We start from the raw sequence: 26,987 nt of genomic DNA, 5'->3' as shown, positions 1-26,987 counted from the left end.
TAGTCAAAAAATTAACGAGAGGTGAAAAAATGAAAAAGGGGAAAAGATTATTGTCGTTTATGATGTGTTTTATGTTACTGATCACATCATTACCTGCGACAACATATGCATTGGAGGAGAATGGTGTAAACCAACCAGAAGAATTGAGTGGTCAGTATGAACATTTAGTGACTTCTGGCGGTGCAATTGAAATAACTTATGATGGGGGAACTCCAATAGAAGAAGATATAGATGTCGTTTTCTTTGGGGATAAAACAGTTTTTACAGCAGGCACAAATAGCGGCGAGCTTAAAATGCCAGATTTGAAGCCAGGCTATTATGATGTGAAACTGGCGATGGGCAGAACACCCGATTCACTTCTGCCTTATTCAGAAACTCAAGTAAAGATGTATTTGGATGAAGAAACAGAAGCATTTTATGTAGATGATGATATTGATTTACATAAGGCCCAGGTGGCTGTAGAATCCGCTGAAAATTTAGAAGCGGCCGAGCTACAATTTGAATTTGATAATGCAGATGTGGAAGTGGACTCAGTTTGGTCGACGGCATCAGGCAATTATCTTCGTATTGAAGCGCTTGATTTAAGCGGTGCTGAGGCGACAAATGGTCGGTTTAGACTGGTTAATCATAGCAGAATGGACTATATATGCTCAGATTGGATTCCTTTTGAGTGGTCAAGGGCAGAGGGGATGACCTTTGAAGGTTCTCCTTTTAGCTTTGAAAACCATATTCAAGTGGAACTTAATGAACCATTCCATGAAATAGTGCTGAACTGGTACAATACTAGTTTAAATATTGAAAGTGGTTTTGTACAATTCACCAAGCTTGATGGCAGCCATGAAGAAGTTTTTGAAGTGGATGATTTCATGCTTACTATTCCTGAGCTTCCAAATGGAGAATACGAAGCAAGCGCAGTCCTCTTCACTCAGGACGGTATGAAGCTAGAAGGCAAAATCTATTTGCAAACCACTGACTATGACTCCATTTATATAGACCTAGAAGAGGCCTATAATGGAGAGTGTTTCACATTTGAAACACAACTGCAGTATGAAGATTATGATGGTTCTATTTATGATATTACAGATGCAGATATTCCTGTTTCTATTTGGGGAAGCTATTATACAGGCGGTTATATGGATGATCTAATCATAGCAGAGAATGGGCTAATATCCATAGAACTACCACCCGGAGATTATGATTTAGAAGTCAATGAAGGGCGTTATAAAAAGGCTCAAACCAATCCTTTCTTTGGTTGGGGGCATATGAAGATAGAAGGTGATTCATACGGCAGTGTGACTATTGATGAAATGAATGATCTTCCTTTATCAAAGACATACCTGATCATTGATGCAAATTATGACAAGAATGTGGTTGAGCATGTCAATGTGGATGTGGAAAACATATCGGACAGAATTGATTTTAGCCAGTCATATGATAACACACATGTCATTGATTGGGTCGACTGGGGAAGTGAATCTGTTATAGAAGACCGTTTTAGATTCGTTATTGATAAAGGCGATGAAAATGTAGACAATTCCGAATGGGTTGATCTTAGAGTCGAGCGAAACCCTTATAGGGTCTTTCTAAATGGTGAAGAAATTAATCCAAGTATTAAGCAAATGATTGATTTACAAACGCCTTCTTATTTTGGAGAAATACTTGTTGACGAAGCTCTTGAAAAGGAAATCTACCAAGCAGGGCGAGAAGCGTATGAGTTCTTTGATTTCTACAACAACTTTGATATGCCAAGTCAATTCCGTGTGGAAATTGAAAGAAGTGGTGAGGTCATATATGAAACAATGTCCCGTGGGGATGGACTATTCTATTTACCTGAGTTGCCTAAAGGGACTTATACAGCAAAGGCGTATGACTATGAATACATATTGAGTCCGTCTAATGAGATAGAGTTTGATATTGATGGTCAGTCTGGGCACTCTGAACCAGTGGGGCAACTTAAGTTTGCAGAATCAAACCTACACAAATTTGCTAGGCTTTTAGTTGAAGACCAAGGAAAATTGATATCTTATGAAGAGGGATTTTGGTATGAAATATATGAAATAACATCAAACTCGCGAAAAGAAGTTTTTGAAGAATATTTCTATAATACAGGTATTTTCATCCCAAAACTTCCAGATGGAAAATATGAAATCATCTTCGAGAATTTACATGTTTATGACTGGATTCCCCCTGAGTACATTTTTGAGGTGAAAGATGGTGAGTACAGCGTAGATTTTGATATATTGATGGAACGATATCTTCTGGGACTTGATACCGGTAGAGACAGTTATAATATGTTTGCCGATATTGAATCGAACCAAGATATTGAAATAAGCTGGGAAAATTATAGTGATGAGTTCTATATAACAAGTTTTGGTGAAAACATCACACTGCCGATTGAGTTTGAAATGAATCTCTTTGATATTGACGGATTGCCGGACGGTTCAACAGGTTATATACAGTTTTACTACGACGGGTCAAAATTTATAATTGATGGACGTGAGTATTCTATTGGCTCAAGATACGATGTTGACATCATTGGCAGTCATACTGATGGGAAAGTTGTATACGCTAATGGAAAAGAAAGTACAACAGGTATTGTTTACGTCTATGAGGCAGATCAATTTACAAATGGGACACCAGAGGATGACATAGAATTTGTTGATTACACATACTTAAATGATGACGGCATGTTCAATGTGCCCCTATATGAAGAGGGTGAGTACTATATAATTGCAGAGCTAGACGATGCAGAGGGTAGTCTGAGCATACCTTTATTTGTGGAAGTGGATAACTATGAACAAATTTGTAAAGATGGTCAATGGGTTGATGAAGTGGTCCTTCTTGTTGAAGAAAAACTAGAAAACCCAACAACAGTAAAAGGCCGTCTAGATGACGGAACACTAATGGAACTGGATGAAGATGTCTGGGTTCTAATTGAGTCTATTGATGACCGCCAAGAAACCTACACATGGGAACATGATCTTAATTCAAATGGTCAAGTTCAGCTTCCAGACCTTGCAGATGGAAGTTATGATATTTGGATTTTCCCAGAACTTCCAGAGTGGTTTGCCTTTGAAAGTCTTATAAAAGAGTTTACCGTGACAGATGGTATTTGGAGTATAGATAAAAATGAAATTGTTCTGAAAGAATCATTATATAATGCGCAGTTCACTTCAGAAGTTGAAGACCTTGGCGGCATAGATTTTGAAATTGAATCTGAAAATCTAGATGGCATGGGTACGTCATCATCTGGTCCTTATATTCGCATAGAAGAAATTGAAGGCGAAACACCATTTGAGGGCCGTATCAGAGCCATTAGTGAAAATAATGATGTTGGAGTGGCTGCTTCACAGTGGCGCAATTTCAAATACGACGGGGAAAAAGTTTATGTAAATGGTCAGGTTTTCAAAGGGAAAACTTATGACCAGTGGGAACTGCCAACGGCCCAGGTTAAGGGCAAGGCAAAGCTTCCTGAGAATCAAGAAGAGCTATACGGAAAAGTATATGTGTATAGGGATGATACCCTAGTCGATACAACAGAGTTCAGAGAAAGACGGTCAAATGAAGACCCAGAATACTTGAATGTTTTCTATTTAGGAAACCTGGATGAAGGCCAGTATACCCTATATGCAAAAGCCTACAATTATGATGAACTCGGTGTGATGGAACAGTCTACAAAAGAAATAGTGGTTGTAAATGGTGATGGTCAAGTCACGAGTGCATCACCAGTACTACGATTTGAAGAAGCGCCAACTGATGGACAGCCCCTTATAAAGTTTTCTTCTGAAACACCGACCCAAGGCTTTGTAACATGCTGGGTAGAACCTCAGAGCATGCCAATTATCGAGATGAAGATTGGAGATGGTCCGTGGGAACGCACTTCAGGTTTAAACATTGATAAAAACACAAATGTTTATGCCCGGTTTAAGAAGTCTGAAACAGATGAGTGGAGTCCCATAGCCAAGGCGACTGTAGACTGGATAGACCATGAAAAACCAGTTATTGAAACAGACCTTGCTGATGGGTTTACAAATAAAGAGACTTTTAAATTTACTGTAACTGCAACAGATAATACAGTTGTGACGGATTTAATCGTTGAATGTAATGGAGATGAATATGACGTTGATGCCTCTGGGCAAGTCATAATTGAGTTTGAAGACGAGGAAAATGTCATTACCATTTTGGCAGCAGATGAAGCGGGCAATGTTGCAACCCACACGGCGTCGATTATACTAGATAAAACACCTCCAGTCGTGACTCTGAGTTACTCCACACACAAGGCAAGCAATCGAAATGTGCTTGTGAGCTATGATGTTGATGAGGCGTATGAGATTGTGTCAGGTGGAGCCTATTTCATATTTGAAGACAATGGAACCCATACCTTTGAAGTAAAAGACAAGGCTGGAAACATTACTAAAACAGTGGCCAAGGTGGACTGGATTGATAAAACGCCAGCAAGTCTAAAAGAGTCTGCAATTAGTATAGATGGAAAGCCGGTCACAGCTTCTGTTACAGGTGGAAACACACTTGAAGTTTCAGCAGAGTATAGCGAAAATGTGACAGTCCAGGCTTTCATTCCAGGCATAGGCAACCTTCAAACAGTAAAAGACGGGTCAAATGAAGGAAGTCGTGTCACTTTTATATGGACTGTTCCAGAAAATGCGAATGGAACTTATAGGGTACACATGAAGGCAACAGATGAAGCGGGCAATACTACAATCAACCAAATGGAAGGTGTTTTGGTGGATAATAAGGCCCCAACTTTAACGGCCTATCTATCTGCAGATACAAAGATATCAAATGGATATCTGGTTGAAGACACAGCCAAACTGGTTGTTAAGTCAAATGCCGATGAAATCATGTATGGGTTTTCAAAAGATGCTCTAACAGAAAGAGTGGATGAAACAGGTCTTATTGTCTTAGCGGGTGAAGGAAAAGACGAAGTTATAGAAAGCATTTATCTAAAGGCAGTAAATTCTGTGGGCAATGCATCAGAAATAAAAGAAATTACAGTGAACTGGGATAATGTAAAACCAAACCCACCAAGTCTTTACATTTCCAATTTTACGACTAAGGATAAAAGTGTAAATGTCTTGGGGCATTCAGAGACAGGGAAAACCATCATCTTTAAGAAGCAAGGTGAAAAGAAAATTCAGATTGCAAGTGTTTTTCCACGTGAACTGTCAAATGGCATACAGGTGAATGTGAGAGAAGGGCTAAACACCTTCCTATTGATCACAAAGGATGATGCCGGAAATATGTCAGAGGCCACAGAGCTTGAAGTGACTGCAGACTTTACAAAGCCAAGAGTGAAGGTTGGTGAAACAGAAGACAAGTCTCAAGTGTCCATACTTTCAAATGAAGATTTGACGAGAGTCAGTCTTAAAATCAATGACGGCCAGTGGCAGACTATTGATGATATAAAGGCTGAAACTCAAACCCAAGTATCTGTTGGGGACTTGTCATCAGGCGCCAATAAAATACTTGTAAGAGGATATGATAAGTTTGGAAATATGGGGACAGGCAGTCTGTCAAAGCTTTCAATTGGTGAAAACGAGACCCTTGAAAACGCAGAGATCAGTGAGTCTATGACCCTGGCCAAGGCAGCCTTTACAAAAGAAACAAAACTAGCCGTTTCAACAGTTGATGTGGAAGCAGAGTCAGGAAAGAACTTTGTTTCTGAACCCGTAGACTTCAGCCTGGATTCGGATGCAGAAATTAAAGATTATGTCCTTGTACGATTTGACATTGGCACAGACCATAATGAAAGTACAAAACTCTATTATCTCAACGAAGAGGATAATGTTTGGCTAGCTCTTGATAAGAGCCAAGCGCACGGAGACAGTTTCTATAATCCAGGTCAAGCACCTTTAGACCACACTTTCACATCACCAAGTGGTGAAGAAGTTCGTGTAAGCATTCAGCCCGGTGAGCTCGTGGCGATGCTGGTTCACTTCTCAACTTATGGGGCACAATCGGATACAACTGCACCACGTATTGATGTAGATGAACTGGAATATGGTTTAACATCAACAGAAAGTCTGGATATGAATATCACAACAGACGAACCTGTTGAGGTAACTGTTTATGTCAATGAAAAACAACAAGAAACATTTGAAATTGAGGACGCTGGGACTCTTACAGCACACCTTGAAGAGGGTGACAATACCATCAAGATAAGTGCTGTAGACAAATCAGGCAATACGTCAGCAGAGAATCCATCCTTTGAAATGGAACTTGACAGCACTAGACCAAGCCTTCAAGTAACTCTTCAGACGGACGCGTTGACAAGACAAGATCAAGCGGTCTTTGAGGTTCAATCTTCTGATAAAAACTTCAAAGCTATATCGATCAATCATAATGGACAGACCAGTGAAATGACTGGAAGTGAGCTAGAAATAGATTTTAACCTATCAGAAGGCGACAATGTCTTTGAATTTACAGCGGTCGATGAAGCGGGTAACATTTCAGAAAAGATCACTGAAAAAGTTCGTTTAGATACAGAAGGACCATCTATAAGTATTGATGGGGCGGCTAAAAATGACATACTCGCTAAGAATACAGCTATAGCAATAGCTTCAAGTGACACTGATTTAAAAACATGGAGTGGTCGTCTTTATAAAAATAATGACCTATACGGTTCATATGAAATGAACGATGGGAAGACAATAGTGACGTCAACGGAGACTGGTAGTGACACTTACCAACTAGACGTGACAGCAGAAGACCAAGCAGGCAACTTCACAACAGAGTCACTAACATTTATAGTTGATAGGGAAGTCCCTGAAATTAAGATAGACGGACTGCCTGAAAGCATGTATACAAATGAAAGCGTTACTCTTAGTGTTGGAGCTTCCCCAGAGGATGCTAATGTTACAACAAGTCTTACAAAAGACGGTCAGAGCCTTTCTTTTGAAAATGAGACCGCATTAAGTGAGGATGGCACTTATATGTTAAGTGTGACTGCGGTTAGAGGTGGCAAATTTGCAACAACTGAAAAGACATTTGTTATTGATACCACAAAGCCAGAAATTTCAGTGAGCGGATTTGCTTCAAGCAACACAGGAGACGTTCAAGTCAATTATACGGTGACTGACATCAACCTAAACGCATATACTGCAAGCATTCAGTATGGTAATGGACAAAAGCAAGACTTGTTATCGGGTCAGACATTTACAGCGGTTGGCACATATCTTGTGGAAATTGAAGCCACTGACTTAGGAGGCAACACAGAATTATACAAGCAAAGTTTTGAAATAAAGTCTGAGTCAAATAGTAATAATAATAGCAGCAACAAAAATGATAATAATAAAAAGAGCAAGAAAAAATCATCAGGTGGATCGGGTGGCGACTCAACAATCACCGTTACAAATGAACCAACACCACAAGGGGGCTTGTACAAGGCCTTTGAAACTAGACAAGCCCATAATAATACCCTTATGTTTGAGGATGGCTTTATGGTTCTTTCACCAGCAAAATCAGGTGAAACTCTAGAAAACCAAGTTGTCTACAAACGCTATGCAGCAGATGAAAGCGTCCTGTCTTCTCAAGTGGGCGTTCATGTGGCATCAGATGTTGTAGACTTATCATCAGATGAAAACACACTGAAATCTATGGCCACAGTTACGATGAAGGTCGATGGTGAAAAAGTGCTTTCGCCAGAAACTCTAATTGTATATAGATTTGATATTCAAAACAGTGTGTGGGAACCAGTGGGTGGATTCTATAACCCAGAAACAGAAACCATTGCCTTTAAGACAAAAGAACTTGGTAAGTTTGTTGCTATGAGTGTGTCAGCATCCTTCGCAGATGCACCACAAGAGCCGTGGAAGAAAAATGCCATAGAAACATTGGCGTCTAGAAAGGTTATTAGCGGATACATGGACGGAAGCTTCAGACCAGAAAAGGAGATCACAAGAGCAGAGTTTGCTGCAATCCTTTGTAATGCTGTTGAAGCCTACGAAACCAACACGTCTCTTTCCTTCACAGATGTTGATGGACAGTGGTATGAAGACGTCCTAAAAATGGCCGTTACAAATGGCTTCATGAGTGGATATAATGGTCAGATGCGACCAAATGATTCAATCAATAGAGAGCAAATGGCTGTTATGGTTATGAACGCTTTTGACAGCTTAAGCGATAAAAATGTAGAAAATATTTCAATGAACTTTAAAGATTCAAATGAAATGAGCGCTTGGGCTCTACAGGCCATAGCCAAAGCCCATGCCCTAGGTATTTTAGAAGACATGGCAACGGAAAACTACACGCCAAAGCAAAACTCAACAAGAGCGGAAGCCGCTGTTATGGTGTACAGACTGCTTAAAGCTATTGAAAGTCTGTAATCTATGATTCGGATATTGATTGAAGTTGACTCAAAGTGTTTTATCATATCCTTTGGTAACTATTCAGACAGGTGAAAATATCTAGGATATTTACTATTGGATTTTCGTACTTTTATACTCTGCTCCGCAAAGAAAAATAGCCTGTTTTTTTCTTTTAAAATCCAGTTGTAACTATTGAAAATACTGGATTTTAACCTCATTTTATGCTATAATATAAGTAGCTAAAAAAAGAGAGGAGATAGCAGCATGAATAACGATTTTTCTTCAAAAACAACTAAAGAGCTAATGGATAAAATTAACACACTTACCGCTGCTGTTGAATCTTTAACGACGACAATCAACAATCAAACCGACACAATCAACAATCAAACCGACACAATCAACAATCAAACTGACACAATCAACAATCAAACTGACACAATCAACAATCAAACTGACACAATCAACAATCAAACTGATATTATTAATAGTCTGATAGCCACTAATGCTGAGCAAGCAGAAACCATCAAGACCTTGAAGGAAAGCCTCAATAAAAACAGCAATAACAGTTCTAAACCTCCTTCAAGCGATGGGCTTAAAAAACCTAAACCAAAGAGTTTACGCAAGCCTTCCGGCAAATCTGCCGGTGCTCAGAAAGGGCACAAAGGCAACGGACTTAAACTTATGAAAACTCCTGATGAAACAGTACAGCATTTTCCGAAAGAATGTAATAACTGTCCGTTTAAAAAACAGTGTGATGCATGTCAGGTTTCTGAAACTAGATATAATATCGATATCATTATTGATACAAAGGTTACAGCTCATCAGGTAATGACATGTGAATGTTCCTATAGAAACAATGAAGTCATATCTGGTGTGTTTCCAGAGTCTATCAAAGGGCGTGTTCAGTATGGTGACAATTTGAAAGCGCTTGCTGTTACACTAAATACTGCTGGTATGGTAGGCATCAAACGTACTCATGATATTTTAAGCGCAGTATTCAATCTGCCCATTAGTACAGGTACAATTCATTCTATGGTTACCAATGTAAGTGAAAAACTAGAAGATACCGTAAATCTTATTCGTGACAAGGTCAAGTCACTAGATCTTGCTCATTTTGATGAAACAGGTTTACGTGTAGATAAAAAACTTCACTGGGTTCATAATGCTTCAAATACCCACTTCACTTATTTGACAGTAGAAGAAAAGCGGGGATCAATAGGGATGGACTCAAGTGGTATCCTCCCTGAGTTTAAAGGTATAGCGATACATGACTTTTGGAAACCGTATTTTACATATAAAAACGTTGATCATGGAATCTGCAATGCACACCTATTAAGGGAACTGACTGGTGTAATAGAAAATTATCCAGAACAGATATGGGCTGAAAATATGATCAATCTGCTTCTTGAGATGAAAAATCTAAAGGATACCTTAAAGAATGATGGTTATACAACTTTAAGCGAGTATCAATTGAAATATTTCAATTCAAAATACGATGCCATCGTAGAAGAAGCCATAAAGGCGAATCCAATACCTGATAAACCTAAAGGTAAACGTGGTCGCCATAAAAAAGGTAAAATCAGAGCTTTGATTGAACGCTTTGCATCCCACAAGGGGGAAGTCTGTCTATTTATAAATGACTTCAATGTTCCCTTTGATAATAACCAAGCAGAGCGTGATGTCCGAATGATTAAAGTGAAACAAAAGGTATCAGGAACTTTCAGAACCAAAGAAGGTGCAGATACTTTTGTAAGAATTATGTCTTATCTAGGAACTATGGCTAAGCATGGTATCAATTCATATACTGCGATTAAATCTGCTTTAAAAGGTCAATCAATGGATTTTCTTAAAGCTGTGACTGAATAGTTACATCCTTTGAAGGTGTTGAAGTTGAGTTGAAGCATAAGAAAGAAACTAAGTAATTTTATATGTAAGGTTAAAGCGGGTCCAACTTTTGTTGGGCTCGTTTTTTATATGCTTTTATGGTCAAAAAAGCCGATTTTCGGATACTCAGGTACACAATCAGGTTACTCGACACAAATTACAAAAGGACTTTAGTCACTTGACTATACTATTCATTGTGGATGGTCTGCGAAGACACGATCCACATCCCATATTCCCGGAGAAGGCTGCCCGGCCTTCTCCACTGTCTTGTGGGGGATGCGGCACCAGGTCGCGTTGTATAGGGTTAGACATAGTAGGGATGGTGTGACATGAAAGTCAAAAAAGCAATAATTACGGCAGCAGGGTTGGGAACACATTTTTTACCCGCGACTAGGGCCATACCAAAAGAAATGCTGCCAGTGGTAGATAAGCCCGTCATTCAATACATCGTTGAGGAAGTCGTGGCAGCGGGCATTGAGGAAATACTCATAATAACAGGCAGAAATAAAAGCATGATTGAAGACCACTTTGACCATGCTGTGGAAATAGAAACAACCTTAAGAGAAAGACATGACGATGAACTCCTAGAGTCGACACTCAGTCTTTCCAATCTGGCTAATATTCACTTTATACGACAAAAAAGACCCCTTGGGTCTGGGCATGCCTTACTTATGGCAAGAGCCTTTGTCGGCAGTGAACCATTTGCAGTTTTATATGGAGATGAACTCATAGATTCTAAGGATGCGCCTTGCATAAAGCAAATGATGACAGCCTACGAGTCTTTAGAACATTCTATATTGGCCATTCGAGAAAATACAAAAGACCAAGTGGAACATTATGGTGTGATCGAATCAGAACTCAATGAAGACGGTATACATGAAATTAAAGGTCTTCTTGAAAAGCCACAAAAAGAAGAAGCACCATCACAAAACACTGTGGTGGGCAGATTTGTACTTAGACCAGAAATTTTTGACTATATCGATGCCATATATGAAAAGAGTCCATCGGATGTGCCATTAACCAAAGCCATTACAATGCTTGCAAAAGATCAAATGGTATATGGCATGGACTTTGAAGGCAAAAGGTATGATATTGGGTCAAAAACAGGTTATGTCAAAGCAACGCTAGATTTTGCACTGAAGCGGGAGGAAATGAAGCATTCAATCTTAGAACAGATGACAACGGTGGTGCATGAACATAGGCAAAATGCATTATAAGGTAAATTGATGTGAAGTACATTGATAGGGGGAAAAAGAAATGGAAAGTATGTATAACGCATATTTAGAGGACATGCGGATTAAGTCAAACCATACTGTGTTTTACCCACTTCTGAAAAGAATCATTGATATTTGTGGCGTTATAGTGGGGCTTGTTCTGCTAGCACCACTCTTCATAATCGTAGCGATTGCGATTAAGTGGGAAGACCCAAAAGGCACAGTGCTTTTCGCGCAAGAGCGTGTAGGAAAGAATGGAAAGATATTTAAATTTTACAAGTTCAGATCTATGGTACATAATGCAGAAGAACTTTTAGAGAGCTTAATGCACTTGAATGAAGTAGATGGACCTGCATTCAAAATTAAGGATGACCCTAGAATTACTAAGGTTGGAAAGTTCATTAGAAAAACTTCTATTGATGAATTACCACAGCTCATCAACATCCTCAAAGGGGACATGAGCTTTGTTGGTCCAAGACCACCACTTCCTAGAGAAGTTGAACAGTATGATGCGTATCAGATGCAGCGTCTAAAGGTAAAAGGTGGACTTACATGCTACTGGCAAATTGGTGGTCGTAATGAGACGACTTTTGATGAGTGGGTTGAGTTGGATTTAAAGTATATTGAGGATATGAATGTGGTGTTGGACATAAGGCTTATTCTAATGACTTTCAAAGTTTTCCTAGGAGATAATAATGCATCTTGAATATATAACTACTCGTAGTTCTATGGAAAGTAGATACAGTGTTGCTGTAGCAGCATATGCACTAATTTCACTGTTATACATTCTGGTACAGGGCTATGATAGTACATTAACCTTTTACATATCACTAGTATTACCAACTATCTTTATAGTATTCCTGATGTTGTTTGGATTTAAGGATGATTTAGGTGTCGTGCAATTGTATATTTTATTCCTTTGTTCTCAAAATCTTTTGTTAGGGTTAGGAACCATTGTTTCATCAAGCTATGACTATAATCAACTGAGCAAGCTACTCTTATATAAAGAAGTTTTGTCAGTGATAATTTTTGGAGGGTTAGCACTTAGATTCATCTTAAGTAATAATGGAAAAGTAGCTTTGCGATCTATTGATTTCATTGTTATGGGAATTCTTGGAGTAATCATAGTTAGTTTCTTTCGCTCAAATGCCCCAATATTCAATCGTATTGCATACTTGAGGAATTTTTCGTTTGTATTCATATATTTTTATATCGGTAGGATGTTAAGGTTAGGCGGGAATGAGGCAAAGCGACTAATGGATTGGTTATTTCTATTAGCCGTTGGGGTTGTAGTATTTGGTTTTGTTGAAGTTACATTCATAAGTAGTGAAATGTGGTTCAATGGTTTGTTTGATTTAAAAAGAGTGTATATTGCGAAGACTTTGTCAAGGTACGAGCATTTACTTAGAAATGGTGTACCTCTGATGTGGTTTTCAAAACTTGGTGGAGTATTTTATAGAAGAATGGTCTCTATATACATGGAACCTGTGAATTTGAGTTATTTTTTAAGTGTACCGCTATTGTGGTCATTTATAACAGAGAAACATAAGTTCCTAAGTACATTGCTGTTGTTTGGTGCGTGTTGTACTTTAGGAAAAGGCGGGTTGTTGATTTTTTTCCTTTCTCTAGGTTTGATTATGTATGTGAGCTATTCCAATGAGAATAACTTTAATAAGCTACTCTTAAAGTGTTTTGTTATACTTCTTGCAGTTGTGTTATTAAGTTTTAATTTTATTAAAGATTCCGCGTTACCTCATTTTATTGGATTGCTTTCTATACCATCGAATTTAGTTGAGCATCCGGTAGGGAATGGGTTGGGGGTAGGTGGAAATTTTGCTAGAATAAGTGGGCTGGTGAGTAGTAGGGCAGAATGGTTGAAATCTGGTGGTGAGAGCGCAACTGGGACAATTGCATATCAATTAGGAGTTCCTGGTTTGTTGCTATATATATTCTTTTTTTATGGTATTTCTAATAGAATGTTCATTTCAGCAGTAAAAAAAGAATCTAGTAAAGGATTAATGGGAGTAGGATTAAGTGTAGCAATTTTCACTGTGATGCTTTTTCAGGAAAACGCAATGAGCCCACATGCTAGCAGTATAATATTCATAGTTATAGGATTTATTTATGAGAAAAGTTTATGCATAGGAGAAACGTAACAAGATGAATACTAAATTATTTGACATAACGTTTTCAAATATGAGTGAAGACAAGATTATAATGGAATTCAGAAACGTTTTGAGTACTGATAAGAAGTTATTCATTCATACTGTAAACGTTGATCATATTATAAGATCTAAGCGAGATGTAGAGTTCAGAAAAGTCATGGATTCTGCGCACATCATAACTCCGGACGGTATGCCAATTGTTGTAACATCAAAGTTAAAAAAAGGTGGCATAAAAGAACGTGTAACGGGTGCAGATTTAACAATAGAACTTCTGAAGAATAACTGTAACAGTTTTAATGTGTACTTATTAGGGGCAGCACCAGGGGTTGCTGAAAAAGCAAAGGCTTTAGCACATGCAACATATGAGAATGCAAATGTTGTTGGGACATATTCTCCTTCACGAACTGAAGTATTATCTGAAGTTGATTCAGAAAAAATAATAGATAAAATCAACTCAAGTGGAGCAAATTGCCTTCTAGTGGCTTTGGGTTCACCATTGCAAGAAGAATGGATTAGTAAAAATATTCAAAAGTTAAATACTCAAATTAATATAGGAGTTGGAGCATCTATAGATTTTGTGGCTGGAGTTCAGCGACGTGCACCAGCGTATATTCAAAAGATTGGTTTTGAATGGTTACATCGATTATTATCTAATCCCAAAAGAATGTTTAATCGCTATATTGTTACAGGAGCAAGTTTTTTACCTATACTAATTACGGAATTGATTAAAAAGGAGAAGTAGAAATGAAAATTCTTATAACTGGTGAACCTCTAATATTCAACAAGGGATGTATGGGTATGGTTATGGGGTTATATGATGGACTTAAAGAGAAAGGTCTAGAGTTTGATATTGATCTTTTATCATCTAAGTTTTATTTAGACGACAAGAAAATGTATGAGGAATATCCCAACTTAAGTGTTGTGATGTTTCCTTGGACGAGTTCAAAAGATGTTAGTAAAGGAACTTATTCAAAACCAAGTTATTTAAAAGAAAGTACTCAACTATTACTTGAGTTTGGTGGTATGATCCCTAAAAAAGTAAAAGAGTTTTTCTTGAAGTATGATTTGATTATTGATATTAATGGAGATAGTTTAACAGAGGATTATGGTCTTCTCCCATTGATTCGAAGATTGCTTCCATTAAATCTTGGTTCAAGATTAGGGATACGTACTATAGTAATGGCCCAAACAATTGGTCCATTTCATACAAACTTAGGAAAATGGCTTATCAAGAGAGCATTAGATAGACAAAGTGTAATCTCTGCTAGAGAGAACTTCACATATAATTATCTTCATGAAATTGGAATAGAAACTGAAATTCAGAACTTAGCTGATTTAGCGTTTTTGCAGAACCCAGAGATTGCTAAAGTTGACGAAGATCTTGAAAAAATACTCTTGAGTTCGAAAACCAAAACTCTTGCTGTTTCAATTAGTAATTTAATGAAAAAGTGGGGAGATCAGATTTCTGGGAATGAAGGAGTAGATTTTCTTGACTGCTTTGAAAAGTTGTTAGAAAAAATAATTTTGGAGAATGACTATAACATAGTATTAATACCTCATGTTATACGTCCTGATCAGGATGATAGGGAGACTGCCGCAATAATTTTTGAGAGACTTAGCAAATATAGCGATAAAGTTTACTTTTTGAAAGAAAACTATCATTCAAAAAGACTAAAGTGGATAATAGGTAAATGTGATATTCTGATTTCCAGTAGAATGCACGCAGCAATAGCAGGCTTATCACAAGGAGTTCCAACAATATGTATTTCAAAAGGTGTTAAGTTTAAGTCACTGGTTGGCGAGAGACTTAATCAATCAGATTATGTACTAGATATAACTGAAAGTAATTTCGAACAAATAACAAATATGGCTTACGAAAAGTTTGAGCATATTGATTCTCAACGAAATGCAGTCAGCGAGAATATTACGAAGCATTCGAATATTCAGAGAGAATTGGCAAAAGAGAATATCGAACTTGTAAGTAGAAAGATGGGGGCGTAATGAATAATATCCAAGTGGTTCAGAATATGGATATGTGCTCTGGTTGTGGTTCGTGTGTTATTGCGTGTCCCCCAAAAATCATAGATATGCAAGTGACTGATATTCATAGACCACTTGTTTGCGAAGAAGATTGTATAAACTGTGGAAGATGTTTAGATGTTTGTCCGAACTATAAATGGAATTTTGAAGAATTAAGCTTTAAACCACTAGATAAATACTTTAACTCTGATATTTATGTTGGTTACAGCAATGATTCTGAAATAAGAATGAAATCGAGTTCTGGTGGAATATGCACCACTGTAATTAAGGCACTTATGGAGCAAAATATTGTAGATGGTGCAATAGTTAGCTACTTTGATACTGAACATATGGTTGGTTATCCTAAAATTATCTATTCGGTTGCAGAGTTGATGAAATCAAGTAAGTCTAAATATTGCTCAATACCTGTAAATACGATTTTGGATGAATTAGAGGAAGGTAAGCGATACGTTTATGTTGGTTTGCCTTGTCATATAGTTGGATTAAAAGAGATAAGTAAAATTAACAAAAAAGTTAATGAATCAATAGTTTTGACAGTTGGTTTGATGTGCGGGCATATACCAACTTATGATGGAATCAAGGACATAATTAAAAAAAATAATAAGACGTTTGGCTTACAGAATCTTCAGTTTAGAGAAGAGGGATGGGGAGTATCGTTACTGGATAGCAAAGTTGACGGTGACGAGATCATTAATAAAGATTATTGGTCAACATATTTTAACAATTATCTGTATTCGGTTAAATCATGTATAAAATGTAGAAATTTTTTTGCTGAAGGTGCAGATATAGTACTTGGAGATGCATGGGAACTCAAATCTCATAAAGATTATTGTGGAAAAGGTGCCAATCTAATATTAGCGATGAGTGAAGAAGGAAACCTCATATTAAGGAAATTGTCTAAGAATAGACAAATAACTATAGAAACATCAAGCAGTAGACTATTATTCTCCTCTACAAAAGGGAATATATATTTAAAGTACTTTTCTAGTATTAGAAGTGAAAAGCTGAGAATTAGATTAATAAGAGCTTGTTTTAGAGGAATATACATGTTTAATTATGAGCTTGTCAGACGAAAAAAAGGCAGAAAGTTTATTATGAATTGTCCTGATTCAATAATAAAAGTGTCAATGAAGTGTGTTAATTTTACAAAGAAAGTGTTAATTAAACTAGATACTGAGTTTCAAGCTTATGGAGATTAATTAAATGAAATCTAGGAAAATTGGTATGCAGTTTGTGTTGTTAGCAATATTCTTGGTATTTGGTAAATTCAGTGGATTTATCAGAGAACTTGTACTAGCAAATGTGTATGGTGCTGATAAAGTTAGTGATGCATTTATTATTAGCTTTAATATACCGTATGTGCTGTTTTACGCATTTGGTGTAGCTGTATGCAATTCTTTTATCCCAATATATTCTAGAATTAACACTGAAAAAGGGCAATATGAAAGTGAGAAATTTGTAAGAAGAGTAATGACAATAGTGGTTACTTTTTCACTAATTGCTACAGTTATACTAGAATGTAATGTAGAAAGATTAGTAAAGCTCTTTGCGATTGGATTTGATGAATCTACATTTGAGTTAACTTGCTATTTGACATACTTTTTAATACCAACAATTACTTTTATTTGTGTTTCGGGATTGTTAAATGGATATTTACAGGTTAAAGAATATGGTCATTTAACATCAATAGTAAGTATTCCAAAGAATGTAATTGTAATTATTGCGATTATACTATCTTCTCATTATGGAGTGAAAATACTTGCAGTTGGAAGTCTTATTGCATGGGTATCTCAGGTGATTATACAGATACCATTTCTCGTATATTTGAACTATCCCTTCGGATTGGATTTCAAGTTTTCATATGATGTTAAAATGTTATTGAAGAATGTTGTTCCTGTGTTTCTAGGACTATCACTTACACAAATTAATTTGATGATTGATAGGACTCTTGCAAGCACATTAGGAAATGGATATGTATCAATACTGAATTATGCATCAAAATTCAATGAGTTGATACTTGCGATTTTTGGAGTTGCAGTTTCCTCAATTATTTTTCCTAAACTATCTAACTATATTGCTCAAAAAAATGAACATGATTTCAATAGGTTAACTATTTCTTCAATGAGTTTATTGATGTTGGTATTAATACCTATTTCAGTTTTTTCGTGTATTATGAGAAAAGAGATTATCACAATATTGTTCGGAAGCGGCAAATTGAGTAGCGAGGTGTTGACAACTACAAGTACTGTATTTGGTATTTATGCTATGGGATTTGCTGCAATAGGCTTTAGAGATTTGTTAATAAAGATGTACTATAGTATAGGTGAGTATAAAGTGCCGATGTTTATAAATACATTTGGTGTTTTGATCAACATAACACTTAATTTAACACTCATTCGACTTTTTGGCGTAAATGGTATAGCAGTCGCAACAATCACTGCATCTTATTTTACCAATTTTGTACTATTCAAATATTTGACAAAGTTGAACGAAACTAACCTTGATTTTATTCTTGTAATTAATCGTGTAGGAAAGTATATAATATCAATGGTGATTTCATGTTTGGTGTTAATTTCTAATAGAAATAGTGCTGACAACATGATTTTTCGATTTATAATAGATGGCGTTATGTTCTTTGCATGCTATTTGTGTTGCATTACATATTTTTATAGAAATGAAATAATGAAGTACTACAAGGAGTGTATAAGAAATGGAAATCGGATATGGATTAGAAATCAAATTTAGATAATTATAAATTCAGTAGTCTGGATGTTTAGCTCTAGTTGACGGGGATACATGTCAAGATCTCAATGCTGCTTTTCTTTTATGACAGAATTATGAAAAAGCAGAAAGGGTGACGATATGTATCCATTTAAATTTGAATCTATTTACCTAGACAAAGTTTGGGGTGGACAATCTCTTAAGGATTATAAAAGCAATATTCCCGAAGGCTTAATCGGTGAATCATGGGATATTTCAACCCACCCTGTTGGTGTGTCAAACATTAAAAATGGTTATATGCGTGGTCAAGATTTCAAAAAACTTATATTGGAGAAAAAAGAAAGTTTGGTTGGAAAAGTTTGTAGCGAAGGTAACTTCCCACTACTAGTAAAAATGATCAGCGCAGCAGATAATCTTTCAGTTCAAGTACATCCAGATGATATTTATGCATTAAGGAATGAAAATTCTCTTGGGAAAACAGAAGCTTGGTATATATTAGACGCTGATCAAGATGCACATATAATTTTAGGTATGAAAGATTGCTCTAGAGATGAATTTAATGATTCTATAAAATCCGGTGTGCTGCTAGACAAAATGAACAAGATACCTGTAGCATCAGGCGAGCTATACTTTGTTGAGTCAGGTTTAGTTCATGCCATTGGAAGCGGTATAACTTTGATAGAAATCCAACAAAGTTCAGATATAACTTATAGAGTGTATGACTATGGTAGGGGTCGGGATCTGCATGTTGAACAGGCTCTAGATGTGATTAACTTTAGCAAAGTAGGGCGAAGGACGATTGGTGAGACGTATTTTGATGAGGATACTTTAAAAATCAATTTCGTTAGAAGTGCATTCTTCAACATCGATAAGCTGTATATAACAGACCGTTATAAATCTAAAAGTAATCCAAATAGTTTTAGAATTTTGACATGTGTAGATGGCAGTGGAAAGATATTTTCTGAGAAACATACAGACACATTAAGAAAAGGTGAAAGTGTTCTTATTCCAGCCAGCATGGGTGAGTTTGCTGTTGAAGGGCAATTGGATTTACTCGATACTTGGATAGACTAGTTCCGTGCAAGTAAAAATAGACCTGTTATTAATATTAAAGAAACGATACTAGACATTAAAACCAACCCTCTCCCACCGAGAGGGTATCTTTCTTTTTTGGCCTTTAAAACAACGAAAATCGATGTGAAAATTGCAAGTGAGATACTTGTTCCAATAAGCACTAAACCAAAATTCATAAAACATCCTTTCGGCTATTTAAAACCATATCATGGTTGAACGCACCAAGACAGATTTCATTATATTGTAAAAAGCTATAATATCCCTAGTTTGAATACGTTTCGTCATTGTACTTGGGACACTTCACTGGATTACTGAATAAGAATTACGATGAGTCCAATGAGAACTGGTATAGCAAGAATACTAAGGGTCAAAACGAGTTGTTGTTTTTCTTTTTTATTCAGAAGGGCATCAACCTCGACATACTTTCCTTTATTTTTTTGAAGGCGCAGAGCCTTTTTTAATGTCCGTGACAATTTAGGCATTTATATTATCCTTTCGTATGTGGTTCACAACATTAAAATTTTACCAGATTCAGCAAATGTATTCAACATGACTATATGCTCTAAGTGCAACAAATGGGAATAATGGGAGGCAACAAAATGCAAACAATTGAATTGCGTGATCTTTACTACATGATCACCCGGAGACTGTCACTGATCCTTGTTGTGACACTTCTTTCAGCTGTGGTTAGTGGTATTGTCAGTATTTACTTCATCACACCAGAGTATGAAACCTTCACAACACTTATGCTTGGAAAACCAGCAGATTATGAAGAAAACAGCCAGTACACCTACCAGGATGTGCTAACAAATCAAAAGCTTATAGGGACCTATGCTGAAATTGCAAAGTCAAAAGTGGTTATGGATGAAGTACTTAGTAGTCTTGATTCAAGTCTTAATTCAGAAGAACTCCGTGAAATGGTGAGTGTCACGCTTTTAAACAATACGGAAGTCATAAAAATTACAGTACAGTCTACAAATCCAAGTGAGGCACAGGCTATTGCAAATGGGATTGCTGATGTTTTCATGAGCAATGTTTCAAGAATTATGCAAATAAACAACGTGCAAATCATTGACAAGGCGGGCCTACCTGAGGAACCTGTCAGTCCTAGAATTAAGCTAAACATTGCCATTGCTGGTGTGGTTGGTCTTATGATGAGTGTTTTCATAGTCTTCCTAATGGAAGCCCTAGACCAAACAATAAAAGTCCCAGAAGACATAGAAAAATCCCTCGGAATTCCTGTCATAGGCATGATTCCAGAACATATTAAATAGGAGGCCAGGTCATGAACCGTAGACTTTATATATCAGAAAATCCAAAGTCGCCTGTGGCTGAAGCCTACAGAACACTGAGAACAAATCTTCAATTTTCAAATATCGATGGCACCTTAAAGCGAATCGCAATTACATCACCAGGCGCAGGGGCTGGCAAAAGCACGACATCAGCCAATCTGGCTTTGGCACTTGCCAAGAGTGACAAAAGGGTCTGTCTCGTTGACATTGACTTAAGAAAGCCAAGACAACATGAAATCTTTGATGTGTCTAATCGATTTGGTTTAACAAATGCCCTTTTAGATCCTACGGATATTACTAGGCATTTAAAGCGTACAGAACACGAAAATCTTCAACTTATGACAACGGGGCCCATACCGCCGAATCCTTCTGAACTGATTGGGTCAAAGGCTATGGATGCCGTTTTAGGAGAACTGGAAAAAGAGTTTGATGTGGTTATATTCGACACCCCACCAGTGGGCATGGTCACCGATGCCGCGGTTCTATCACCGAAAATGAATGGCGTCATGCTTGTGTGTGCCGCTGGTGAAACAGATATAAAGGGTGCTGAGTACGCAAAAAAACTGCTTGATAATGTAGGTGCAAGAATACTGGGTGTGGTTCTTAACAAAATTCCAGTCCATCAGGGCGGATATTATAAGTACCATTACAATTCATATTACTCAGGCTACTATGAAGACCAGCCAAAAGAAAAGAAGGGGCTTTCTAAGTTATTTGGCAGTAAAAAAAGAAAGCAGGTGAGTGCATTTGATTGATATGCATAGCCATATACTGTATGACATCGATGATGGCTCAAAGTCTTTTGCTATGAGTTGTCAAATGATCGATGATGTAGTGGCGGCAGGCGTTAAGCAGATGTTTGCCACGTCTCACTTCATTGCCCACGATAACAATTATTCGGTGGATGATTTAAAAAATAGGGTGGCAAAGCTTCAAGAGTATATTGACGAAGAGAAATATGATTTTGATATTATTCTAGGTCATGAAATACTCATTGACCACTTAACCATAGACCACTTAGAAAGTGGCAAGGCCCTAACGCTGGGAGACAGCTCTTATGTCCTTATAGAGTTTCCCATGTATGATATTCCTGTTTATACAGACCATGTTTTTCATGAGTTGAAACTAGCAGGTTATGTGCCGATTATTGCCCATCCTGAGCGGAATAAGAAAATTATTGAAGAGCCCAATAGACTCTATAGCCTTTTAGAAAAAGGAGCATTTTCTCAGCTCAATCTTAAAAGTCTGACAGGGAAGTTCGGAAAAGAAGCCCAGTCGACAGCGGAAATACTCTTAAGACACAATATGTATCATTTTGTAGGCTCAGATGTTCATCGTCCTACAAGTGAACAGTCTTTCATGGGAAGAGAAAGAAACCGCCTGAAGGAGCTGGTTTCTGGAAGCATGTATGATGAAATGACAGTGGCAAATCCATACGCGGTCATGATCGATTCAAAAACAATATCTTCTAAACACACAAGATATGAACCCCAAACCTTTATACAGCAAATCTTTGGAAAATTCAGGAGGGTGTCTGCATGAAGCGTTGGTTGAAAATATTTTTAATAGTTTGTGCAGTTTTAGTCATAGGTGGCGCTGGTGCCTTCTTGTATGTTGATTATAAAATCACACAAACTATGGTCAATATGGCAAAAAAGCAAGACCAAATGAAAGTAAAAAAAGACACAATTACTGTCGAAAGTGAAGACATTCCAGCAGGTTCGTCTAATAAGGGGAAAGGCCAAGGTGAAGAAAGTTCACTGAATGATGATTCAGAGCTTACCCACTCAGAAATTGACGACCCAGACAGTGAAAACCCTGGTTCTAAGCCTGATGTGAAAAACAGTGATGAAAGGGCTTCTAGTAAAGATTCAAAAGATGAATCAAAGCAAGGTTCAAAGGCCTCTGCCTCTCAAAATCAAAGCAGTGGAAATAAAAAGTCCACTCAAGCTCAGGAGAGTGAAACATCAGCCGGTGAATCCGTAGAAAAACAATCACATGGTAGTGAATCAGATAATGAAACACTTCAAAATACGGTGACAACAGACTCTCATTCTCAAGAGACTCAATCTGAAGGGATTCAAACAGAAGCGACTCAAGCCGCTTCAACTGATGAAGACGTGCCAAATGTTGACAAGGAAACAGAAGCCGGTGACACAGAAGTCGTTGAAGAAGCCCCTGATATGGACGAAGTCACAGATGCCACAACAATACGTGAGCGTGCCAAAGCCTATGAACTGGCCTTTAGTAAGTTAAGCCAGAGCCAGGTGGACAGACTTTTTGAAATGGCAGCAGATGGTTTCACACAAGCAGAAAAAGACGAAGCAAAAGCCATGTTCTATGCCAACTTCACACCAGAGGAGCAGGCCTGGATATTGGAAATGTATAGAAAGCACTATTAATAAGGAGGCTATTTTGCAAAAAAAATGGATAGCTGCATGCCTTGCAGGCATGTTGATGATGACGCCAGTTCTTTCGTTTGCTGAAGACTACAGTTTAGACGAATCCTATATGGATTTTATGTTCGGTAAGCTTGAAAATGCAGATGAAGACAAGAAGGCAGAAAAAATTGAAGATTTAAGAACGGCAATGTATGTACGGAGCATGGTTCTAGGACTCAAACGTGTATGGAAGTCAAATCTTTCCGAAGATACCCTTAAAGAGCTAGAAGAACAAGGCATAGATGATGATTTTGTTAGTAGAAACATTGATAATCTTGCTGAGTGGGATTCTGTGGACCGTGTGCATCTTGTTGAATATGCAGCCCTAGGAAAAACGTCTAAGGTAAAAGCACTTAACGATAAGTACGCTTCTATTGATGAAGATGATGATACTGATAAAGATGATTCGAAGGATGATTCGAAAACGAAAAGCGGTGGCGGATCAGGCGGTTCTGGAGGATCTGGAAATTCAACTGGTCAAGGTAACGAGATCATAACAGTTGAAGATGAGTCGGTGCCTGAGGGCGCTATAAAGCTATCAAAGGTTATGAAGCAAAAAGGCTTTTTATCAAAAGCACTTGAAGTTAAAAACCAAAAATCAGTAGATGGTTTTGAAGATATGAAAACCCATTGGTCGAAAGATTATGTCGACTTTTTTGTTGTACGTGGTGTTTTATCAGGTAAATCTGAAAGCGCATTTGATCCCAATGCCACTGTAACAAATGCAGAACTTTTAACCATGTTATCCAAGATAATGATTGAAGATAAATCTCAGATGAGCTTTGAAATGGCCATGCCATCTGACGTGGATGAGAGTGCTTGGTATGCAGAATATGTGGCGCAAATGACTGCACTTGGTATCTCAAATAGTGATGATGAAGGACGTATTCAGCCAAATAATGAGATGAAGCGTCAAGATGTTGTTAAGGTTCTTATTAATGCGCTCGATGCTATGGGATTATCCAAAGTTGAGAGCAGTCCAAATGACTTGGCCAAATTTGAAGATGCTAAGAATATTAAACCGGAAAATTTCAATGCAATGCATAAAGCAGTCGCATTAGGAATTATAAAAGGAATGGGTGATGGCAGACTGGCGCCTAACGAAGACGTAACACGCGGGCAAATTGCTGTCATGCTTAAACAATTCCATGATTATATCATATCTAAACTTGAGGAGGTATCAGCATGAGTATGAAAAAACGCATGATTTGTCTAAGTGTGGCTGGACTATTGGCCGCTAGTGCCCCAGCTCCAATGTTTGGACAAAGTACATCACAGTCACTTTATAATGACTTGTTGTCAAAGTACGAAGAACTATTAAAGGGTGATAATAAGGCAGAAACGGTTGCAGCCTTTTATCAAATGTATAGTACGCTGAAGGAGTTAAACTTTAAGGCGGAAATTGAAAAAGAAATTGGAAATTTAACAGATAATGAAAAGAAAAGACTAGCGAAATTTGGTTTTGGTGATACGGACGCCGAAATTGCGGCATCTGTTCATGAAATTTATGATGGCTTCTTAAAAGAGTTCCCAACACTTGAAGACACGATGGATGATTCTGATAAGAACAAGACAGTCTTTGAGGTCATTTATGAAATGGGAAGCATCAGTGAAGAAGACTACGATGATCTATTCCCAATGCTTGATGATATGGGCAGACGTGTTTACGACTATTTCCCGAAAGCATTCAGAGATGAAATCTATGGTTGGGTAAAAGACAAAGAAGATGTTGACCAACTTGATGTGTTCTCAGGCATGTACAATGTTTTAGCTAATGAAAAAATTGCGACTGAAAAAACATATAGACATTCTAATAAGTCTCTAAATTACATAAAAGTCAACCTGGGTGTTGGCGTGACGTCTTCAAAAACAGAAGAGAATATGAAAAAGGCTATTGATGAATATGTTTCTGAAGATGCCAGTGAAGAAATTGTATCAACATTTGTAAAGGTTATGAACGCCATTCTAGAATCTGTTGAATCAGAGCTTGGGCTGGCGAAAATCTCTAAAGCCAATGTGGATGAAGGCCTAGACAATACAAAGTATGCAACGCTTAAAACCCTTCAGAACATGAAGCTTATTGAAAAGCTACCGGACTATACTAAACCAAGAGATACGAATAACTCTGGTGGTGGAAGCAGTAGTGGAAGCGGCGGCGGAGGCGGCGGTGGAAACGGTGGCGGTGGAAACAACACACCAAGCACTGGAAACCAGCCGAATAATGACAACAATACAATTGAAGTCAATGAGGAAGACGTGCCTCAAGGTCCTGCTGACACGACAAAGAAATATGAGTCTGAAAAACTAGAAAGCGCAATGAAGCTAAAGGGTTCACTTGCAAATGAGTCCGCAGAAAAGGCTGCCAAGTCAATCAAGACACTAACCCTTGATCTAGCTAAAGAGCTGAATGAAAGAAATGCCAACGGCTATGAAGCGGCACAAGTTGCAAACACCGTGGTAGCTTTAGTCGAAGAGCTTCTTGAAAAGCCAGATTTAACTTCAGATGAAGCCCAGTCAGTGGTAAAATCGGTAATTGAAACAACGCTTAAAAATGCTGTTGCCCGTGATATTGAAGGCGCTAACACAGCTGTAATGAATAAAAAAGCAGTGGCTATGGTTGAAGCGGTTATCAAAAAAGCAGGTCAAGCGAAAGCGGATTCTAACGAAGTGGTTCTTTCTGCTGATTCAGTAAAAGACGCTCTAGCTGGTGCAACAAAGGCTATGACAGAGTTAAAAGCAACACTTGTTGAAAATGGCATGACTCAGGCAGCGGCTCTTATCAAGCCTGTTATTAGCATTGAGTTAACAGCAACGAACGAACTTCAAGAGGTTGAACTTGCAGCAGAAACATTAGAAAGCCTTAAAGCATCAAGTGCAGAAGTTGAGATCAATCTTGGTGGTATGAAGTTTAAGGTGCCAGCAGAACTCCTTGCTCAGTACGCTGAATCAGGTATGACTGTCGAAAGTGATATTCTTGAAGCAGATGAAACACAAGCCATTAAAGAAGCAGAAGCGACAGATGGTCTTGATATTGATGTTGTTTCAGATGTATACGATATTGAATTCAAAGCAGGAAATGCAGATGCCAACCTAAGTGGTGCAAAGCCAAAGCTATCCATTGATGTGAAGAAGCTTGTTGATATGCTAAAAGTGGATGCCCATAAGTTAAGTGTCTTTGTTTACGATGATGAAGCCGGCGCATGGGAACACGTTCCAACGAAAATTGTTGATGGCGTGGCAGAATTTGAAGCCCCTCACTTCAGTAAGTATGCAGTTCTTAAGTCCAATGTGGTGTTTGATGATATACAAGGACACTGGGCACAGGAAACAATTGAAATGATGACAGCCAATAAGATCACAAGTGGTCGTTCGGCAACAGCCTTCGAGCCAGATGCCGAAATCACAAGAGCTGAGTTTGCAGCTTATCTTGTAAACATGATCGGTCTTGATGGAGAAGTGGCTGGCAACTTTAAGGACATTCCTGAAGACGCTTGGTACTATAAGCAAGTTGGTTTAGCAGGCATTAATGGCCTTGTGAGCGGTGTTGGAAATGGAAACTTTGCACCAGATGCAACAGTGACGCGCCAAGATATGGCTGTTATGATTGCCAAGGCCTACAAGTTTATGAATGGCACTGAAATGAAAGGAAATGCGACAGCATTTGGTGATAGTGTCCTAATTGCTGACTATGCTTATGATGCAGTTTCAGCTTCAAAATACCACAGTATCATTGGTGGATTTGAAGATGGTTCATTCAGACCTTCTAAAACAGCAACAAGAGCGGAAGCGGCTCAAATGCTTAGAAACCTTTTTGAAAAGTAGAGCAAGAGAA

17 protein-coding genes are annotated in these 26,987 nt (G+C 37.8%); 16 read left to right on the top strand and 1 reads right to left on the bottom strand.

What is annotated here, in order from left to right:
• Positions 1–29: 29 nt before the first annotated feature.
• The 10 genes from ACQ4KW_RS18700 to ACQ4KW_RS18655 all read left to right on the top strand — a co-directional run bounded on the left by ACQ4KW_RS18700 (position 30) and on the right by ACQ4KW_RS18655 (position 19,422).
• Positions 30–8,342: an S-layer homology domain-containing protein gene (locus ACQ4KW_RS18700; RefSeq protein WP_430883951.1), complete on the top strand. Its 8,313-nt coding sequence runs from the start codon at positions 30–32 to the stop codon at positions 8,340–8,342.
• 246 nt (positions 8,343–8,588) lie between these two features.
• Positions 8,589–10,190 carry an IS66 family transposase gene (tnpC, locus tag ACQ4KW_RS18695; protein ID WP_430883388.1) on the top strand — a complete coding sequence of 534 codons (1,602 nt, stop codon included), beginning with the start codon at positions 8,589–8,591 and terminating at the stop codon, positions 10,188–10,190.
• A gap of 347 nt (positions 10,191–10,537) precedes the next feature.
• Positions 10,538–11,425, top strand: a complete 888-nt coding sequence (locus ACQ4KW_RS18690; protein WP_430883950.1) for a UTP--glucose-1-phosphate uridylyltransferase — start codon at positions 10,538–10,540, stop codon at positions 11,423–11,425.
• 49 nt (positions 11,426–11,474) lie between these two features.
• Positions 11,475–12,128, top strand: coding sequence for a sugar transferase (locus tag ACQ4KW_RS18685; protein WP_430886606.1), 654 nt, complete (start codon positions 11,475–11,477; stop codon positions 12,126–12,128).
• Entirely contained in the window at positions 12,118–13,578 is a 1,461-nt protein-coding gene (locus ACQ4KW_RS18680; protein WP_430883949.1) for a hypothetical protein, read from the top strand. Before ACQ4KW_RS18685 ends, ACQ4KW_RS18680 begins: the two co-directional genes overlap by 11 nt.
• A 4-nt stretch (positions 13,579–13,582) precedes the next feature.
• A complete protein-coding gene (locus tag ACQ4KW_RS18675; protein ID WP_430883948.1) occupies positions 13,583–14,329 on the top strand; it encodes a WecB/TagA/CpsF family glycosyltransferase in 747 nt (248 codons plus the stop codon).
• Between the two features lie 2 nt (positions 14,330–14,331).
• Entirely contained in the window at positions 14,332–15,588 is a 1,257-nt protein-coding gene (locus ACQ4KW_RS18670) for a polysaccharide pyruvyl transferase family protein (RefSeq protein WP_430883947.1), read from the top strand.
• Positions 15,588–16,826 carry a Coenzyme F420 hydrogenase/dehydrogenase, beta subunit C-terminal domain gene (locus ACQ4KW_RS18665; protein ID WP_430883946.1) on the top strand — a complete coding sequence of 413 codons (1,239 nt, stop codon included), beginning with the start codon at positions 15,588–15,590 and terminating at the stop codon, positions 16,824–16,826. Before ACQ4KW_RS18670 ends, ACQ4KW_RS18665 begins: the two co-directional genes overlap by 1 nt.
• Before the next feature lie 4 nt (positions 16,827–16,830).
• Positions 16,831–18,372, top strand: coding sequence for a murein biosynthesis integral membrane protein MurJ (gene murJ, locus ACQ4KW_RS18660; protein ID WP_430883945.1), 1,542 nt, complete (start codon positions 16,831–16,833; stop codon positions 18,370–18,372).
• 117 nt (positions 18,373–18,489) lie between these two features.
• Positions 18,490–19,422, top strand: coding sequence for a type I phosphomannose isomerase catalytic subunit (locus tag ACQ4KW_RS18655; RefSeq protein ID WP_430883944.1), 933 nt, complete (start codon positions 18,490–18,492; stop codon positions 19,420–19,422).
• 308 nt (positions 19,423–19,730) lie between these two features.
• Here the strand turns inward: ACQ4KW_RS18655 and ACQ4KW_RS18650 are convergent, their stop codons facing one another.
• Positions 19,731–19,904, bottom strand: a complete 174-nt coding sequence (locus ACQ4KW_RS18650; protein ID WP_430883943.1) for a hypothetical protein — start codon at positions 19,902–19,904, stop codon at positions 19,731–19,733.
• A gap of 117 nt (positions 19,905–20,021) precedes the next feature.
• Between ACQ4KW_RS18650 and ACQ4KW_RS18645 the strand changes: the two genes are divergently transcribed.
• Genes ACQ4KW_RS18645 through ACQ4KW_RS18620 form a run of 6 tightly spaced genes read left to right on the top strand, consistent with a single transcriptional unit; the run spans position 20,022 to position 26,977 of the window.
• Positions 20,022–20,696 (top strand): YveK family protein, encoded by a 675-nt coding sequence (locus ACQ4KW_RS18645; protein WP_430883942.1) that lies wholly within the window; start codon positions 20,022–20,024, stop codon positions 20,694–20,696.
• Between the two features lie 11 nt (positions 20,697–20,707).
• Positions 20,708–21,469, top strand: a complete 762-nt coding sequence (locus tag ACQ4KW_RS18640) for a CpsD/CapB family tyrosine-protein kinase (protein WP_430883941.1) — start codon at positions 20,708–20,710, stop codon at positions 21,467–21,469.
• Between the two features lies 1 nt (position 21,470).
• Entirely contained in the window at positions 21,471–22,256 is a 786-nt protein-coding gene (locus tag ACQ4KW_RS18635) for a tyrosine-protein phosphatase (protein WP_430886605.1), read from the top strand.
• Complete coding sequence (locus ACQ4KW_RS18630; protein ID WP_430883940.1) at positions 22,253–23,116, top strand: hypothetical protein; 864 nt, start codon at positions 22,253–22,255, stop codon at positions 23,114–23,116. Before ACQ4KW_RS18635 ends, ACQ4KW_RS18630 begins: the two co-directional genes overlap by 4 nt.
• 13 nt (positions 23,117–23,129) lie before the next feature.
• A complete protein-coding gene (locus ACQ4KW_RS18625; RefSeq protein ID WP_430883939.1) occupies positions 23,130–24,344 on the top strand; it encodes an S-layer homology domain-containing protein in 1,215 nt (404 codons plus the stop codon).
• A complete protein-coding gene (locus tag ACQ4KW_RS18620) occupies positions 24,341–26,977 on the top strand; it encodes an S-layer homology domain-containing protein (protein WP_430883938.1) in 2,637 nt (878 codons plus the stop codon). The genes ACQ4KW_RS18625 and ACQ4KW_RS18620 overlap by 4 nt, the downstream gene beginning before the upstream one ends.
• Positions 26,978–26,987 lie beyond the last annotated feature (10 nt).

Source organism: Tianxiuia mixotrophica (genome assembly GCF_050596425.1).
Taxonomy (GTDB): domain Bacteria; phylum Bacillota; class Clostridia; order Peptostreptococcales; family Acidaminobacteraceae.
Note: the sequence above shows the minus strand (reverse complement) of the source record. Positions and strands in the feature narration are given on the sequence as shown.

Bases quoted from the DNA above. Each gene is read 5' to 3' on its own strand.
- ACQ4KW_RS18635 (WP_430886605.1), top strand. From the start codon at position 21,471: ATGCATAGCCATATACTGTATGACATCGATGATGGCTCAAAGTCTTTT.
- ACQ4KW_RS18655 (WP_430883944.1), top strand. From the start codon at position 18,490: ATGTATCCATTTAAATTTGAATCTATTTACCTAGACAAAGTTTGGGGT.
- ACQ4KW_RS18630 (WP_430883940.1), top strand. From the start codon at position 22,253: ATGAAGCGTTGGTTGAAAATATTTTTAATAGTTTGTGCAGTTTTAGTC.
- tnpC (WP_430883388.1), top strand. From the start codon at position 8,589: ATGAATAACGATTTTTCTTCAAAAACAACTAAAGAGCTAATGGATAAA.
- ACQ4KW_RS18680 (WP_430883949.1), top strand. From the start codon at position 12,118: ATGCATCTTGAATATATAACTACTCGTAGTTCTATGGAAAGTAGATAC.
- ACQ4KW_RS18670 (WP_430883947.1), top strand. From the start codon at position 14,332: ATGAAAATTCTTATAACTGGTGAACCTCTAATATTCAACAAGGGATGT.
- ACQ4KW_RS18645 (WP_430883942.1), top strand. From the start codon at position 20,022: ATGCAAACAATTGAATTGCGTGATCTTTACTACATGATCACCCGGAGA.
- ACQ4KW_RS18685 (WP_430886606.1), top strand. From the start codon at position 11,475: ATGTATAACGCATATTTAGAGGACATGCGGATTAAGTCAAACCATACT.
- ACQ4KW_RS18665 (WP_430883946.1), top strand. From the start codon at position 15,588: ATGAATAATATCCAAGTGGTTCAGAATATGGATATGTGCTCTGGTTGT.
- ACQ4KW_RS18700 (WP_430883951.1), top strand. From the start codon at position 30: ATGAAAAAGGGGAAAAGATTATTGTCGTTTATGATGTGTTTTATGTTA.
- ACQ4KW_RS18640 (WP_430883941.1), top strand. From the start codon at position 20,708: ATGAACCGTAGACTTTATATATCAGAAAATCCAAAGTCGCCTGTGGCT.
- ACQ4KW_RS18650 (WP_430883943.1), bottom strand. From the start codon at position 19,904: ATGCCTAAATTGTCACGGACATTAAAAAAGGCTCTGCGCCTTCAAAAA.
- ACQ4KW_RS18675 (WP_430883948.1), top strand. From the start codon at position 13,583: ATGAATACTAAATTATTTGACATAACGTTTTCAAATATGAGTGAAGAC.
- ACQ4KW_RS18690 (WP_430883950.1), top strand. From the start codon at position 10,538: ATGAAAGTCAAAAAAGCAATAATTACGGCAGCAGGGTTGGGAACACAT.
- ACQ4KW_RS18620 (WP_430883938.1), top strand. From the start codon at position 24,341: ATGAGTATGAAAAAACGCATGATTTGTCTAAGTGTGGCTGGACTATTG.
- murJ (WP_430883945.1), top strand. From the start codon at position 16,831: ATGAAATCTAGGAAAATTGGTATGCAGTTTGTGTTGTTAGCAATATTC.